The 15,076-nt window shown below is 69.6% G+C and carries 18 protein-coding genes; 9 read left to right on the top strand and 9 right to left on the bottom strand.

Features of this window, described 5'->3' with window-relative positions; genetic code table 11:
- Positions 1 to 391 (bottom strand): ABC transporter ATP-binding protein (locus QSK30_RS33590; RefSeq protein WP_285509185.1); only part of this gene is annotated, 391 nt, incomplete at its 3' end.
- A gap of 262 nt (positions 392 to 653) precedes the next feature.
- Here QSK30_RS33590 and QSK30_RS33585 point away from each other — a divergent pair.
- The 6 genes from QSK30_RS33585 (at position 654) to QSK30_RS33560 (ending at position 5,655) form a co-directional block, all read left to right on the top strand.
- Positions 654 to 1,946 carry an ABC transporter substrate-binding protein gene (locus tag QSK30_RS33585; RefSeq protein WP_285509183.1) on the top strand — a complete coding sequence of 431 codons (1,293 nt, stop codon included), beginning with the start codon at positions 654 to 656 and terminating at the stop codon, positions 1,944 to 1,946.
- A gap of 61 nt (positions 1,947 to 2,007) precedes the next feature.
- Positions 2,008 to 2,976, top strand: coding sequence for a carbohydrate ABC transporter permease (locus QSK30_RS33580; RefSeq protein WP_285509181.1), 969 nt, complete (start codon positions 2,008 to 2,010; stop codon positions 2,974 to 2,976).
- A complete protein-coding gene (locus QSK30_RS33575) occupies positions 2,973 to 3,797 on the top strand; it encodes a carbohydrate ABC transporter permease (protein WP_285509179.1) in 825 nt (274 codons plus the stop codon). The genes QSK30_RS33580 and QSK30_RS33575 overlap by 4 nt, the downstream gene beginning before the upstream one ends.
- A gap of 11 nt (positions 3,798 to 3,808) precedes the next feature.
- Positions 3,809 to 4,282 (top strand): MarR family winged helix-turn-helix transcriptional regulator, encoded by a 474-nt coding sequence (locus QSK30_RS33570; RefSeq protein ID WP_285509177.1) that lies wholly within the window; start codon positions 3,809 to 3,811, stop codon positions 4,280 to 4,282.
- Positions 4,283 to 4,438: 156 nt separating this feature from the next.
- Positions 4,439 to 5,062, top strand: coding sequence for a NucA/NucB deoxyribonuclease domain-containing protein (locus QSK30_RS33565; RefSeq protein ID WP_285509176.1), 624 nt, complete (start codon positions 4,439 to 4,441; stop codon positions 5,060 to 5,062).
- A complete protein-coding gene (locus tag QSK30_RS33560) occupies positions 5,050 to 5,655 on the top strand; it encodes a DUF6461 domain-containing protein (protein WP_285509174.1) in 606 nt (201 codons plus the stop codon). Before QSK30_RS33565 ends, QSK30_RS33560 begins: the two co-directional genes overlap by 13 nt.
- Positions 5,656 to 5,676: 21 nt before the next feature.
- Here the strand turns inward: QSK30_RS33560 and QSK30_RS33555 are convergent, their stop codons facing one another.
- From QSK30_RS33555 to QSK30_RS33520, 8 genes are all read right to left on the bottom strand, one after another.
- Positions 5,677 to 5,988 (bottom strand): hypothetical protein, encoded by a 312-nt coding sequence (locus QSK30_RS33555; RefSeq protein ID WP_285509173.1) that lies wholly within the window; start codon positions 5,986 to 5,988, stop codon positions 5,677 to 5,679.
- 80 nt (positions 5,989 to 6,068) lie between these two features.
- Entirely contained in the window at positions 6,069 to 7,286 is a 1,218-nt protein-coding gene (locus QSK30_RS33550; protein WP_285509171.1) for a helix-turn-helix domain-containing protein, read from the bottom strand.
- A gap of 418 nt (positions 7,287 to 7,704) precedes the next feature.
- Complete coding sequence (locus QSK30_RS33545; protein ID WP_285509170.1) at positions 7,705 to 8,655, bottom strand: N-acetylglucosamine kinase; 951 nt, start codon at positions 8,653 to 8,655, stop codon at positions 7,705 to 7,707.
- Positions 8,652 to 9,914, bottom strand: coding sequence for a 6-phospho-beta-glucosidase (locus QSK30_RS33540; RefSeq protein WP_285509168.1), 1,263 nt, complete (start codon positions 9,912 to 9,914; stop codon positions 8,652 to 8,654). Before QSK30_RS33540 ends, QSK30_RS33545 begins: the two co-directional genes overlap by 4 nt.
- Positions 9,911 to 10,759 (bottom strand): carbohydrate ABC transporter permease, encoded by an 849-nt coding sequence (locus QSK30_RS33535; protein ID WP_285509167.1) that lies wholly within the window; start codon positions 10,757 to 10,759, stop codon positions 9,911 to 9,913. The genes QSK30_RS33540 and QSK30_RS33535 overlap by 4 nt, the downstream gene beginning before the upstream one ends.
- On the bottom strand, positions 10,756 to 11,655 hold the full coding sequence (locus tag QSK30_RS33530; RefSeq protein WP_285509190.1) for a carbohydrate ABC transporter permease: 900 nt from the start codon (positions 11,653 to 11,655) through the stop codon (positions 10,756 to 10,758). The genes QSK30_RS33535 and QSK30_RS33530 overlap by 4 nt, the downstream gene beginning before the upstream one ends.
- Positions 11,656 to 11,657: 2 nt before the next feature.
- On the bottom strand, positions 11,658 to 13,085 hold the full coding sequence (gene ngcE / locus QSK30_RS33525; RefSeq protein ID WP_285509165.1) for an N-acetylglucosamine/diacetylchitobiose ABC transporter substrate-binding protein: 1,428 nt from the start codon (positions 13,083 to 13,085) through the stop codon (positions 11,658 to 11,660).
- 316 nt (positions 13,086 to 13,401) lie between these two features.
- Positions 13,402 to 13,911, bottom strand: coding sequence for a GNAT family N-acetyltransferase (locus tag QSK30_RS33520; RefSeq protein WP_285509163.1), 510 nt, complete (start codon positions 13,909 to 13,911; stop codon positions 13,402 to 13,404).
- Positions 13,912 to 13,978: 67 nt separating this feature from the next.
- On the opposite strand from QSK30_RS33520, the gene QSK30_RS33515 reads away from it, so the two are divergent.
- From QSK30_RS33515 to crcB, 3 genes are all read left to right on the top strand, one after another.
- A complete protein-coding gene (locus QSK30_RS33515; RefSeq protein WP_285509161.1) occupies positions 13,979 to 14,200 on the top strand; it encodes a pentapeptide repeat-containing protein in 222 nt (73 codons plus the stop codon).
- Positions 14,201 to 14,323: 123 nt separating this feature from the next.
- On the top strand, positions 14,324 to 14,692 hold the full coding sequence (locus QSK30_RS33510) for a fluoride efflux transporter FluC (protein ID WP_285509160.1): 369 nt from the start codon (positions 14,324 to 14,326) through the stop codon (positions 14,690 to 14,692).
- Positions 14,689 to 15,048 carry a fluoride efflux transporter CrcB gene (gene crcB / locus QSK30_RS33505; RefSeq protein ID WP_352231664.1) on the top strand — a complete coding sequence of 120 codons (360 nt, stop codon included), beginning with the start codon at positions 14,689 to 14,691 and terminating at the stop codon, positions 15,046 to 15,048. The genes QSK30_RS33510 and crcB overlap by 4 nt, the downstream gene beginning before the upstream one ends.
- The last annotated feature ends 28 nt before the right edge of the window (positions 15,049 to 15,076 follow it).

Here is a 15,076-nt window from a genome sequence, read left to right as displayed (position 1 = left end):
CCAAGTACTTCTCCAGGTCCAACAGCTTCGCCGCCTCAGCGACCTTCTCCCCGATCACCTGCTTCGACAAACCCTGCAACTTCAACGCGAACCCCATGTTCTGCGCCACCGTCATATGCGGGTACAGCGCATAGGACTGGAACACCATCGCGATGTCCCGACCCTTCGGCGGCACCGCCGTCACATCCCGATCACCGATCCAGATCGAACCCTCATCCACATCCTCAAGCCCGGCCACCATCCGCAACGCCGTCGACTTACCCGACCCAGACGGACCCACCAACACCAAGAACTCACCATCGGCGATCGACAAGTCCAAGCCGTCCACCGCACGCACCGGCGGTGAACCCGGGTAGACCCTGGATGCCGCTTCGTAGCGGACCTCGGCCATCGGCACATCCTCACCGTTCTCGGGACACAGGACACCTCACCATGCCGCACTCCCCGGCGCCCCGCCAAGGGCTCGCGAGTCTTACCCCGAAAGGGTCGCCCGTTTGGCACAGGAGGCCGTCACGAAAGGATAACGACGATCAACTTTGCGTTCCCCCACGGCCGAGTTGCGAGCACAGTCCGCTCCACACCGAGCAGTGGTCCACGACCGCCACCGGGCGGGATGTGGTTGCTCCGCAACGCTTTCGGGAGGCGTCGTGGTAGTGCGAGGTCGTGTTCGCGGTGCCGTTCTCGCCACCGTCCTGCTGTTGGGCGCGGGCGCGTGCGGGGGCGAGACGGCGCCGGGAACGGACGCGGGCGCCTCGGCTCCGGCCGTGTTGGACGGCGTCGGGCCGATCAGCCTGGTGACCGGCAAGGACATCTCGGGCAACCTGCAGAACCAGGTGGACGAGTGGAACTCCGCGCACCCGGACCAGAAGGTGACCGTCATCGAGCTGCCGGAGGACGCCGACGCGCAGCGCCAGCAGATGGTGCAGAACGCGCAGACCAAGTCCGACGCGTACGGGGTGCTCAACCTCGACGTCGTGTGGACGGCGGAGTTCGCGGCGAACCAGTGGGTGGCGCAGCTGCCCGACGCCGAGTTCCCGCTCACCTCGCTGCTGCCCGCGACCGTGGAGACCGCGCGGTACTTCAAGCGGCTCTACGCCGTCCCGACGACCTCCGATGGCGGATTGCTGTTCTACCGCAAGGACTTGCTGGACGCCGCGGGCGTGGCACCGCCCAAGACCTGGGCCGAGCTGTCCGCCGCCTGCGAGAAGATCGTGCCCAGCCAGCCGGGGATGTCCTGCTATGCCGGGCAGTTCGAGAAGTACGAGGGACTGACGGTCAACTTCACCGAAGCGGTGAACTCCGCGGGCGGCAGTGTGGTCGGCGAGGACGGGAAGCCCACGCTGGGCAGCGAGCAAGCCCGCCAAGGGCTGAACTTCCTCGTCGACGGGGTGAAGTCGGGCAAGATCGCGCAGAAGGCGCGCACCTTCAAGGAGGAAGAGGGCAGGCGCGCGTTCCAGGCGGGTGAGCTGCTGTTCCACCGCCAGTGGCCCTACCAGTACGCCAAGGCGAACGCCACCGACGGGTCCTCCACGGTGGCGGGCAAGTTCGCCGTGGCCCCGCTGCCCGGCCTGACCGGGCCCGGCTCCTCAGCGCTGGGCGGGCACAACTTCGCGATCAGCTCGTTCGCCAAGAACAAGAAGACCGCGCTGGACTTCATCCGCTACATGGTCGACGAGAAACAGCAGCGGGCGAACCTGGAGAAGACCTCGCAGGCCCCGACCTGGGCGGCGCTCTACGACGACCCGGCGCTGGTGGCGAAGTTCCCGTACCTGACCCAGCTGAAGAAGAGCATCGAGACGGCGAAGAAGCGGCCGTCGGTGGTCAAGTACCAGGAGGTCTCCAGCGCGATCCAGGAGGCCGCCTACAGCGCGATGAGCGGCACCAGCACGACCGAGCAGGCGCTGACGTCGTTGCAGGGGAAGTTGGAGTCGCTCACCGGCAAGTGACCCGGCCGCGGGTCCCGGACCGGGACCCGCACCGGGCCGCTCCCCTGGTCCAGGAGGACAGATGGCCATCCTCATCGACGCGCCCGCGGGCCCCGAGCCCGCCCGACCCGCGCCGGGCCTGCGCCGGACCGGGGTCGGCAAGCTCGCCGCGCTGCTGGTGTCGCCGACGCTGCTGGTGCTCGCGCTGGTCGTGGCGTACCCGATCGTCTCCGCGCTGCGGCTCGCGTTCTACCGGCGCGACGACACCCCCGACCCGGTGACCGGCCTGCTGCGGCCGGGCGACCACTTCGTCGGGATCGACAACTTCACCGACATGTTCGCGGGCGAGAGCAGCACCCGGTTCCTCAACGCGCTGTGGAACACGACGACGTTCACCGTCACCGCGGTCAGCCTGGAGGTGGTCATCGGGGTGCTGATGGCCCTGGTGATGCACAAGGCCTTCCGCGGCCGGGCGCTGGTGCGGGCGAGCATCCTGGTGCCGTGGGCGGTCCCGACGGCGATCGCGGGCCTGCTGTGGCGCTGGATCTTCCAGGCGGACGGGGTGGCCAACGACCTCATCCCCGGCCCGCCGATCCTGTGGACCACCGACGGCGCGCAGGCGTGGTTCGCGGTGGTGGTCGCCGACAGCTGGAAGACCGCGCCGTTCATCGGGCTGCTGGTGCTGGCCGGGCTGCAGGTGATCTCCACCGAGGTCTACGAGGCGGCGCGGCTGGACGGGGCCTCGGCGTGGCGCACGTTCTTCTCGATCACGCTGCCGCTGGTCAAGCCGACGCTGCTGGTGGCGGTGCTGTTCCGGATCCTGGACACGCTGCGGATGTTCGACCTGCCCTACACCCTGATCGGCCCGGGGAAGAACGCCACCGACACGGTCACCGTGCTGGCGTTCGAGGAGGCGGTGAAGTTCGGCAAGTACGGGCCGGCGTCGGCCTACGCGGTGTTCCTGTTCGCCTACGTCGCGGTGGTGGCGTTCGTGTTCGTGCGGCTGCTGGGCGCGGACGTGCTGGGCACGAAGGCGAGGAGGGGCAGATGACCGGCCGCCGGCGGTGGGTGCCGTACCTGGGCATCGCGGTGATCGTGGCGTACTGCCTGGCGCCGTTCTACTGGATGCTGGTCTCGAGCCTGCGGCGCGCCAACGACATCTTCGACTCGGCCCCGGTCCCCACCCCGCTGTCCCTGGAGTCCTACCGCGCGGTGTTCGGGTCCAGCAACGGGTTCGTGCGCTCGCTGGGCAACAGCTTCCTGGTCGCGGGCATCACCACGGTGCTGGTCCTGCTGATCGGCACCCTGACCGCGTACGCGTTGGCCCGGCTGGACTTCCGGTTCAAGAACGTGGTGCTGGCGGTCATCATCACCACCAGCATGTTCCCCGGCATCTCCCTGCTGGTCCCGCTGCTGCAGCTGTTCTCCGGGATCGGCTGGATCAACACCTACCAGGCGATGATCGTGCCCAGCATGAGCTTCGCCCTGCCGCTGGCGGTGTGGAACCTGACGGCGTTCTTCAAGCAGATGCCGCTGGAGCTGGAGGAGGCCGCCCAGATCGACGGCTGCACCCCGGCCCAGGCGTTCCGCAAGGTGATCCTGCCGCTGGCCGCCCCCGGGGTGTTCACCACCGCGATCATCACCTTCATCGCCGCCTGGAACGAGTTCATCATCGCGCTGTCGGTGGTCAACAAGCAGGAGCTCAAGACCGCTCCGGTGATCATCAGCCAGTTCACCGGCCTCACCCAGTTCGACTCCCCCTTCGGCACCCAGATGGCGGCGGGCGTCGTGGTCACCATCCCGCTGGTGGTCCTGGTGCTGCTGTTCCAGCGCCGGATCGTGGCGGGCCTGACCGCCGGGGGTGTGAAGTAGCCTCTCACCCCGTGAGCGATCCGGAAGCCCTCGGCACCCGACTGCGCCACGTCCTCGAACTGCTGGAGGGCGACGTGGCCCGGGTGTACGTCGAGCAGGGCCTGGGCTGGTACCGCCCCCGCTTCAGCGCCTTCCTCCGGCACCTGGCGGTCTCCGGCCCGTGCGCCATCCGCGACCTGGCCGTGGCGGTCGGGGTGACGCACTCGGCGGCCAGCCAGACCGTGGCCCAACTCCGCCGGGACGAACTGGTGACCCTGGCGGCCGGGGAGGACGCCCGACAACGGATTGTCGCGTTGACCGACCGGGCTCGGGACCTGCTGCCAGTGGTCAACGCCGAGTGGACAGCGACAGCGGCAGCGGCGGCAGGGCTGGAGGCGGAGCTGCCGTACCCGTTGACGGGGGTGCTGGCGGCACTGGAGGAGGCATTGGCCCGCAAGCCCTTCCACCAACGAATCGCCGAACAAAGCCCCTCCCCGAACGAGTAGGCGCTCCGCTGCGCCCTAGCTCCAGGCCACGCGCGGCGAGTCACCCGACCAACATCAAGAGTAGCGAAATCAGTACTGTCCGTTACACTCTCGGCAGCTGTGGCTTACGTTGCGACCGATGTTCCCGACCTGCGTGGGAACTTGCGAGGAGGCGTTGTGGGTACGCGGACCGGGAGCGGCCTGCTGCTGCCGGTGGTGGTTGTCGCGACCGTCGCGGCGGTGTTCGGCGTCGGCAAGATTACGGATACGGTGTCCGACATCCTCGGTGGTGTCGCCGACGGTACCGAGATCATCGGAGCGGGAGACCACCAGATCATGGTCAGGTCAAGCGAAAAGACCCAACTCGACGACTGCACGGCGAAACAGGTCATCGCCGAGAAGAAGTGCGGCGATGCCAGGGTAGTGGTCTTCGACGCCGAGAAGATGCCGTTCATCACCCGGAACATCAGCCAAGCCTGGAGTTCGGGCCACCCGGCGGTGTTGACGATGAACCGGGCCGCGGAGACGGCCAACCGCAGGGCGGCCTGCGGGCGTTTCACCAGAGTCCACCCCAAAGGCAGTTGTGACGAGTACCCCATGGCTGCCACCGACCAGGGCGGTGTTGACGCGCGCACCGAAGAGGTGCCCGATCGCGAGAACAGTTGCCAGGGCGGAACTGTGCGGTGGCAGTACCCGCGAGATGGCGAGGACTTCCTCGTCGTGATCGCGTATCCGCAGAAGATCGCCGATCGACCCTACTGGGGTGTTGATATCGCGAAGGACCCATCATGCGGAGTCTGATCGAGCACTACCTGTGGATCGAGGACCCGTCATTGGATCTCGTGTGGACGATCGCCGTCGTGCGCAGCACGAGCGTGGACCGAGTGGTGCGGACCTACGGCGGCGACCCGTCGCAGCCAGTCGAGATGACGTTCCAGGAAGCGGAGGCGGACGCCGCCGAGCAGCCCGGTGCGTACTTCAACGCTCAGGCGTTCTCGGCGGGGCACCACGTGGTCGTCATCGAGAACAACGGGTGGAGTGGCAGCGTGCCGGAGCTGGGCCGACGTGCTTCCGTCGATGACAGTCACTACTTCAGCTTCTACCACAGCCACACCGGCAACCGCGTCCTTCAAGCCGTGGACGGACAGGTGACCGCGTGCTTCGACCCCATGTTCGTCGGTTATCCAGCCGCCCAGGCGGATCTGACCCCGGACTGGACCGCAGGACTTGAAGCCGAGTTCGAAAAGCACTACAAGGCGACATGTCTCGCGGTGATGGAGCAGCAGACCTCAGTGGCGTTCGATCGGGCGTGGCTGGACGAGAAGCTCCCGACCTACCGGATTCCCGATCCCGATGTCCTCTTTCGAAACGTGGACAACGCGCGGACGCCGTAACCACCCTCGTCAAACCGGGCGCTAGCCCCTGATGTCGACTGCGGGTACCTCGTGATCAGGGTGCTCGACCAGGACCACGCTCTGCATCGGCGACGGGCACCGCACCTGACCGCCGCCGTCGACCTGGCTCTCAATGGAGTTGCGGCGCAGTACAGGCAGCGCCTCGGCCAACACCGTGCGCAGGGCGGAGACTGCGGCTTCGGTCAGGTTGAGCGTAGCCAGGAGGCCCATTTCCTCTTCCCCGAGAAAGATCTCCACCCATTTGCCTGCGACCCGGTACTGGATCTGCCCACCCTGGACGTCGATCGTCGCGGTGATAGTGGTGTTGTTCATCGGACTTCCTCCAGCGTCACGTCGAGTGCTCGAACGAACGCTAGGGGTAGCCGACGCCACGCCGTTCACACAGTGTGAACCTAGTTGCCGATGCGGTTGCCGAGGCTGTCCAACGCCCAGGTGCGCACGGTCGCACGCCCGTCCAGCTCACGCAGGAGCTCGCGGGCGATGGGGTCGTGGCGGACGCGCTCCGGGGCCGTGCGGTCGGCGGCGTCGAGGTGGTGGATCGCCCGCGCGTCACCGCTTCCGCCCGCCTGCGCGTGTGCGCGGGCCAGATCGAAGTGCAGGGCGGCCCGGCGGTCGGCAGTCGGGAGTTGGTCGGTGTAGCCGGGTGTCCGATCGACCCGCTCGGCCATCGCGGGTCCCGCGCCCAGCTCGACTTCGACGCTCAGCGTCCAGGCGCGCACATTCGCCGGACCGAAGCTGAACCACAGCCGGTTGCGCTCCCCGGTGCGCTCGGCCAGCGCTCTGGCCTCGGCGAGGTGGGTGCGCGCCTCGACCGGGCGGTTCTCCTTCGCCGCCAGCTGGGCAGAGCACAGGTGCAGCATGCCCGCGGCCTCGGCGACGGAGGTGTCGGCAGCCCACGGGTCGGCGATGCTGTCCGTCTGCGCCAACGCCCTGGCCGCGACCTGGCGGGCGCGGTGACGGGCGCCGAGCCTGCTCAGCGCGCTGGTGCTGCACATGGCCGCGAACCCCACCAGCCCCGGATCACCGATCCGAGCCGCCGCATCCTCGGCTCGGCGGGACGCCACGATGGCGAGATCGCCGTTGCCCACGGTCCGCGCCACTGCCGATGCCGCGAAACCGGCCTCGACAACGCCCGCCAGCGCGGTCCGCCGCTCGGCGGCCGTGCCGGTGGCCACCCACACGTGCAACTCGGCCAGAAGAGCGCCCATCTGCCGTGCGGCGTGGGAGTACCGGGAGTGCGCGGTGTGCTCGTTGGCCAGTCGCGCCCACCGGACCAGCTCGGCGAGCGGCCGGGGTCGCAGGTCGGCCGCGTCGTCCAGGGTCGAGTCGTACAGGGCGAGGGAGATGTCCGGGAGCGCGCACAACAACTCAGCCGATGCCCGGTCGCCGGGCGGGTACGGCTGGCCGGTGAGATCGGCGACGGCACAACCGAGCGCGGTCGCGAGGTCCTCAAGCAGACCGCGCCGTTCGAAGCCGCGCTGCCCGCGTTCGAGCATCGACAAGTAGCCCTTGCTGATCCCGGCCAAGCCCGCTGCGGTTTCCAGGCTTAGTCCGCGCCTGCGGCGTATGCGGCGGGCGCGTTGGCCGATCTCCGACGGTTCGGACGGCATGTGCTGGATGGTACGGGGTGCTTGGGCTCGGGTTCAGGCCGTCGTGGCGTTTGAGTTCAGGTCGTCGTGGGGATTGAGTTCGGGCCGTCGTGGGGATTGAGTTCAGGCCGTCGTGGGGATTGAGTTCAGGCCGTCGTGGGAACCCGGCTTGAGAGCGGGCTCGATCTGGCGAACTCCCTTTGCGCGGGGCCCCTAGAGCACCGCGGTGGGGAAAAAGCGTGGGGAGAAGGGCATCCCCACCACAGGTCAAGTTTAGCGGCACTCTCCCCCCACACAAAGGAAGTCCGCCAGATCGAGCGCGTCCGTAGCGGGTGTCGCGTTCCGTAGGGCTTGAGAATTAGGGATTCGAGAGCAATGCAATGCAAGGGCAAGGGCAAGGGCTCAGAGCGAAGGCAAGGGGTCAGGGCTGGGCTGTCGGTCAGCGGGCGAATGCGGCGGTGGCTCGGGTGTGGGCCGCGTTGTCTGCTTGGAGGTGGTCCAAGCCCAGTCTTGCGGCGCCGAGGATCGGCGGGGACTGGACTACCCGCAGGGTCGCGAATGGGGCTCGTGCGGTGTAGCCCGATTCCACGGCCGCCAGTAATTGCGGTGCACCGCCGGTGAGGACTCCTCCGCCTAGGACCACGTCTGTCGGGATGTTGCCCAGTTCCAACCGGTCCAGGATTGAGCAGCCCAATAGGCAGACCTCCGCCGCCAATCGTGCCACTAGACCCAGTGCTACGGGGTCGGATGAGGTCAGCAAGGGCACCGTCAATTCCGCTAGCCGTCCCCGCGGGATGTCGCCGCGGTGTACCGCCACTGCGACGTCTGTGGCGCTGGAGGCTCGGAAGTGGCCGCACACCAACGAGACCAGTTCCGTTGGTGATCCGCGGCCGTCCTCTGCCCGGACCGCGTTCCAGAGGACTTCCTCGCCCAGGTGTTGGCCTCCGCCCCAGTCGCCGGTGAGCCTGCCGAGGGCGGGGAATCTGGCGACTCGGCCGTCGGGGCCGATGCCTGCCGCGTTGACGCCCGCGCCGCAGACCACGGCGACGCCCCAGCCTCGGGTGGTTCCGGCGCGGAGTAGGGCGAAGGTGTCGTTGCCGACCTCGACCGTTCGGCCCAAGCCGCGGCGGAGGAACTCGGTGCGCAGGGCGGCTTCCTCCTCCGGCAGGTCGGCGCCCGCGAGGTAGGCGGCGACGTGGTCGGCGAAGGGGGGCTGGATCCGCAATGCCGCGGCGGCGGTGCGGGCCACGACGTCCACGGCCGCGGCGACGCCGACCGTCTGGGGTTCGAAGCCGGGGCCGCGGCCCTGGGCCAGCACCGAACCGTCCTCGCGCAGCAGGGCGACGTCGGTCTTGCTGTTGCCCCCGTCGACGGCCAGCACCGTCCTCATCGGACCGGGGCCCACGGCAGGTGGGCCTGGTTTACCTCGATGAGCCGGGCCGCCAACCGCTCGGCCACCGAGACCTGGCCGATCAGCGGGTGCGCCAGCAGCGCCTCGGTGACCAGGTCGACGCCGCCCTGGATGGCCGCGCGCACGGCCAGCGTCTCGTAGGCCGACACGTGCCCGATCAGGCCCGCCAGCAGCGGTGGGACCGGTGCCATCGGCCAGGTCTGGGCGCCCGCGCCGGTGACCGTGGCGGGAACCTCGACCACCGCGTTGTCCGGCAGGAACGGCAGGGTGCCGTTGTTGCGCACGTTGACCACGTGCACGTCTCCCCCGTCGCCGAACAGCGAGGCCAGCAGGGCGACCGCGGCCTCGGAGTAGTACGCCCCGCCGCGGCTGGCGAGCAGGTCGGGCTTGGTGTCGACGGCCGGGTCGGCGTAGAGCCGGAGCAGCTGGTCCTCGACCTCGGCGACCGCGCTGGCCCGCGACGGGGACACCCGCTGCTCGTCGACGACGGCGTCGTGCTCGTAGAAGTAGCGCAGGTAGTACGACGGCACGATGCCCAACCGCCGCAGCACCGGGGCGGGGAGGCCGACGTGCTTGGCGATCTCCTCGCCGTGCGTGTCGAGCAGCCTGGGCAGGACGTCCTCGCCGCGCACGTACACCGCGCGCTCCCAGGTGAGGTGGTTGAGGCCGACGTGGTCCAGGGCGACGCGGGCCGGGTCGACGCCGAGCATCGCGGCGAAGCGGCGCTGGAAGCCGATCGCCACGTTGCACAGCCCGATGGCCCGGTGGCCCGCGTCCAGCAGCGCCCGGGTGACGATGCCGACCGGGTTGGTGAAGTCCACGATCCACGCGCGCGGTGCCACCGCGGCGATCCGCTCGGCGACGTCGAGCACCACCGGCACGGTGCGCAGCGCCATCGCCAGCCCACCCGCGCCGACGGTCTCCTGCCCGACGCAGCCGCACTCCAGCGGCACCGTCTCGTCCTGGTGGCGCATGGCCTGCCCGCCGACGCGCAGCTGGACCAGCACCGCGTCCGCGCCCGCCACGCCCAGCTCCAGCTCGGTGCTGGTGGTCAGCCGGGCCGGGTGCCCGGCGCGGCTCAGGATGCGCGCGGACACCCCGGCGACCAGCTCGAGCCTGCGCTCGTCCGGGTCGACCAGGGCCAGCTCGGTGACCGGCAGGTCGGTGTGCAGCCGGGCGAGGCCGTCGACGAGTTCCGGGGTGTAGGTCGAACCGCCGCCGACGACAGCGAGTTTCACTTGAGGGCTCCCGAGGTGAGTCCGGCCTGGATCTGGCGCTGGAACACGAGGTACACCAGCAGCGCCGGGATGATCGTCATGGTCAGCGCGGCGAACAGGCTGGGCCAGTCGGAGCGGTAGCCCGCGCTGGTGGAGATGTTCGCGATGCCCTGGGTCAGCACCCACTTGTCCTCGACGTTGCCGGAGAGCAGCACGATCGGCAGCAGGTACTGGTTCCACTGCCCGATCACGTTGAAGATGGTGATGCTGATCAGGCCGGGCTTGGCCATCGGGACCATGATCTGGAAGAACGTCCTGGTGTGCGACGCCCCGTCGATCATGGCGGCCTCGGCGATGGAGGCGGGCAGGCTGCGGAAGAACGCCGAGAGGAAGAAGACGGTGAACGGCAGCGAGTAGGCGATGTAGACCAGGATCAGCCCGGTGTGGGTGTCGAGCAGGCCCAGGTTGCGCACCACGAAGAACAGCGGCACCAGGGCCAGGAACACCGGGAACACCATGCCGGAGACGAACAGCAGGTAGACGAACCGGTTGCCCCGGAAGGAGAACCTGGCCAGCACGTACGCGGCCATCGAGCCGAGCAGCATGGTGCCCGCGGTGGCCAGCACGACCACGAAGACGCTGTTCAGCAGGTACTGCCCGACGTTGGCCTTCTCCCAGGCGCGGCCCCACGAGCTCCAGCTTACCGACGATGGCAACCCCAGCGGGTCGGTGAAGATCTCGGTGTTGTTCTTGAACGAGGCCAGGAAGGTCCACAGGATGGGCAGGATGACCGTCGCCGCCCAGACGAACAGGGCCACATGCGACAGTCCACCTAGGACGGGGTTGGGGCGGTCTCGCCTGGTCATGCGTAGTCGATCCGTTCCCGCCGGGTGACCCGCAGGGTCAGCACGGCGAAGGCGAGGCTCAGCACGAACAGCGCCACGCCCATGGCCGAGGCGTAGCCGTACTTGGAGAAGGTGAACGCCGTGCGCCAGATCTCCAGCGGCAGCACGGTGGTGGCGTTGTCCGGCCCGCCGCGGTTGACCGAGAGCACCGCTACCAGCGCGAACCCGTCGAAGGCGGCGATGCCGAGGTAGACCCAGGCGACCTGGACGGTGTCCCACAGCAGCGGCAGGGTGACCCGGAAGAACATGCCCGCCCGGGAGCAGCCGTCGAGCTCGGCGGCCTCGACGATCTCCTTGGGGATCGAGGACATGCCCGCGGCGAAGAGCACCACGTAGAACCCGACCGCCTGCCACACCATCACCGCGATGACCGACCACAGCGCCAGGTTCGGCTGGGTGAGCCAGCCGATCGGCGCGATGCCCACCGAGCCGAGCAGGCCGTTGAGGATGCCGCCCTGGTCGGGCCGGTAGACGGCCTGGAACAGCACGCCCACCACGGCGACCGCGAGGACCTGCGGGAAGAAGAACACCGCCTGGTAGAACCGGGAACCCCAGACGCCCTTGGTGCCGGAGCCCATGTTCAGCAGGAAGGCGAAGAACAGCGCGATCGCCAGGGTGGCCAGCGGCAGCACCAGCACCAGCAGCGCGTGGTGGCCCACCGCGGTCCAGAACGTCGGGTCCTTCACCAGCCGGACGAAGTTGTCGGTCCCGATGAACTGCGGGTTCGACGTCACCCCGTGCCAGTCGGTGAGCGAGAGGTAGAACGCCTGCGCGTAGGGGCCGATGACGAACAGGAGGTAGATGAGGACCGGCAGCGCCAGGAACGAGATGACGAACCTGGCGCCGCCGCGGGGCATCCTCACGAGGCGCGGTTCTGCTTCGGCACGGCCGGGTCCGCCTTCACCGCGTCGGCCTTGCGCTGCATGTTGGCGCAGAACTGCTCGCCGGTGATCCGCCCGAACATCAGCGCGTTGGTCTGCGAGCGCAGCTCGGTCTCGAGCTCCTTGTACCAGTTCTCGAACAGGCTGTAGGTGATGATCCCGCTGTCGCCCGCCTTGGCCTGCGCCTCGGCGGCGCTCTTGTTGCCCGGGGAGAGCGGCAGCCCGTCGGCGGCGCCCTTGACCACGGTCAGGTTGCCGGTCTTCTCGGTGAAGCCGCGCGCGCCCTCGCGGGAGAGCATGATCCGCAGGTACTCCAGGCCGCCGGGGGCGTTCTTGGCCTTGGCGGGCACGATGTAGCCCTCGCCCGCCGCCGCGCGGATCGAGCCGTAGGGCAGCTTGTCCGAGGCGCTGATGCTCGGGGTGGCGGCCACGGCGTACTTGAACGTCGCCGGGGTCTGGTCCTTCTGCTCGTTCTCCAGCCAGGAGCCGCACGGGTAGAGGCCGACCCGGCCCTGGTTCTGCGCGGTCTGCACCTCGGTGTGGGTCAGGCCCTCGAAGCTGGGGTCGAGGTACTTCTTGCCGATCGCCGCCCACGCCTCGGCCGCTTGCTTGACCGCGGGCGCGGTCCAGGCGCCGTCCTTGAGGTTGTCGATGTCGAGCAGCACCTGGTTGCCCGCGATCTTGGCGGCGGAGATCAGGATCATCCAGTACTGGTAGTACGCGGCGTTCTTGCCCGGGTAGGCGTAGGGCTGCAGGCCCGCGGCCTTGATCTTGCCCAGCAGCGCGTCGAGCTCCTCGAGGGTGGTGGCGGGCTGCCAGCCCTTGGCCTTGAACAGCTCGGCGTCGTACCAGAGGCCGTAGGCGGTGAAGATGTAGTTCAGCACGTAGGGCTTGCCGCCGACCAGGCCGGACTCCACGGTGCCGGGCAGCAGCGTGTCGCGCAGCTTGCCGCTGCCGCCGATGGGCGGCGCGTCGAACAGCTTGGTCAGCTCGAGCAGCTGGCCCGCGTCCTGGAGCACGCCGGTGTCCATCAGGTCGGTGCCGGAGTTGGCCACCACGTCGGGCACGTCGCCACCGGCGAACCGCGGCTGCAGGGTCTGCGCGATCTGCTGGGTCGGGACGTGCTTGATCGCGGCGTTCGGGAACTCCTTCTTGTACATCGGCTCGTGCAGGCCGGTGGCGTACTCGTCGCCGAGCCCGCCCTTGAAGATGACGACCTCGAGCGGGGCGTCGGCGGCGACGCCGAACGGGTTCTCCGGGGTGACCGCGCCGGTCGGGCCCGAGCTGCTCGGGCTGTCGGAGGACCCGAAGGCACAGGCCGAGAGCGGGGTGACGGTGAGGGCTACGATACCGAGCCCGCGCAGCACATCGCGTCGGGTCGGCTTCTGCGGAAGCGCAGCGGACATCTGCAAAACTCCTTCGACCGTCACGCGACCGGTTCGCGAGGCCCGCCCACTATCGGGGTGGCCGGTATCGCCCGGCAATCGGACGGATGGGTGATTTGGTCTAGACCATACTCTGGCGATATGCCCGTGGCCAGGGGCAATGCTGAACTGGATCATGGCCGAACCGAGCAGTGCAAATCGGACAACGCGCGGTCAGGTTAGGGTGTGGCAATATTTCGACGGCCGAGAATGTGGCTGGTCGAATTACCGGAAAAGGTCCGACGCGGAAAAGCCCCGACCCGCGTGACGGACAGTCCTTTTCGGACTGAACGGGTGTTCAGCGCAGCGTTCGGTGGAAGAACGTGGTCGGCCGCGCGACGCCCGCCGGGTCCAGCGCGTGGCCGGGGACGACACCGAGCTCGACCCATCCCGCCGAGCGGTAGAGGGCCTCGGCCGGGCTCCCGGTCTGGGTGTCGAGCAGCAGCAGGCGCACCCCGGCGGCGACCGCGCCGTCCTCGGCCGCCGACAGCAGCGCCCGCCCCAGGCCCCGACCGCGCGCGGCGCGGTGCACCAGCAGCTTGGCGAGCTCGGCCCGGTGCCTGCCGTTCTCATAGTCGGTGAGCCGCAGCTGGACGGTGCCCACCACCCGGCCCGCGTCCCGGGCCACCCACAGCAGCGCCCGGCGCTCGGCCAGGGCGGGCCCCAACCGCGACCACCACGCCCGCGCGACCGACGGGTCGAGGGGGTGCAGGAAACCCACGGACGCGCCACCGGCGACCGCGTCGACCAGCACCTCGGCGAGGTCGTCGCGGACCCCGGCGAGCCAGTCGGCGTCGATCCGCTCCACGGCACCGATCCTCCACTCCGGAATACCGGCGCACCAGCCGTCCCACCGGTGGCCTCTGGCACACCGGGTGGGGCCGTCCTGGGCCGGGCTGGGCTGGCTGGGCCGGGCCGGGCCGGGCTGGCTATGCCGGGCCGGGCTGAGCCGGGCCGGGCTGAGCCGGGCCGGGCTGAGCCGGGCCGGGCTGAGCCGGGCCGGGCTGAGCCGGGCCGGGCTGAGCCGGGCCGGGCTGAGCCGGGCCGGGCTGAGCCGGGCTGAGCCGGGCTGGGCTGGCCGGGCCGGGCCGGGCTAAGCCGGGCTGGGCTGGCCGGGCCGGGCCGGGCCGGGCTGGGCTGGGCCGGGCTGGGCTGGCTATGTCGGGCCGGGCTGGGCTGGCTGTGGCGCGGGTGCTCGCGGGGTGTGGCACCGTGGCCGGGTGCGGGAACAGCGACGCGGCACGGTCGCCGCGGTGGCGGCGGGTGGCGTGCTGGGGGCACTCGCCCGGTACGGCGTCGGCACGCTGTGGCCCGGGAACCCGTGGGCGACACTGCTGGTCAACGCGGTCGGCTGCCTGGCCATGGGGTGCCTGGTGGTGCTGGTCGTCGACGCCCACCCGCTTGTCCGGCCGTTCCTGGGCACCGGCGTCCTGGGCGGGTTCACCACCTTCTCCGCCTACTGCGCCGACACCCAGCACCTGTTCGCCACTGGCCACGCGGTCCAGGCCCTCGCCTACCTCGTCGCCACGGTCGTCGCGGCGCTGGCGGCGGTCACGCTGGGGGTCGTGCTCACCCGGCGGCTGCGGTGATCGGGGCCTTGCTCGTCGCCGCAGGCGCGGCCTTGGGCGCACCGCTGCGCTACCTCACCGACCGCGCCGTCCAACGCGGTCGCGATCGGTTCCCGTGGGGCACGCTCACGGTCAACGTCGTGGGCAGCCTCATCCTGGGCGTGGTCGTCGCGGTCGGCGACGACCAGTGGCGGCTCCTGCTGGGCACGGGCCTGTGCGGCGCCCTGACCACGTACTCCACGTTCTCCTACGAGACCCTCCACCTCGCCGAGACCGGGCGGGGCAGGCAGGCGGTGGTCAACGTCGTGGTCTCGGTCGCCTGCGGTCTCGCCGCGTTCACGGTGGGGTTGCTGGTCGCGCGCTCGCTGTTCGGTTGATCGTCTTCGGGCCGGGGTACCTTCCCGG

Source organism: Actinokineospora sp. NBRC 105648 (assembly GCF_030269645.1).
Classification (GTDB): Bacteria; Actinomycetota; Actinomycetes; order Mycobacteriales; family Pseudonocardiaceae; genus Actinokineospora.
Note: the sequence above shows the minus strand (reverse complement) of the source record. Positions and strands in the feature narration are given on the sequence as shown.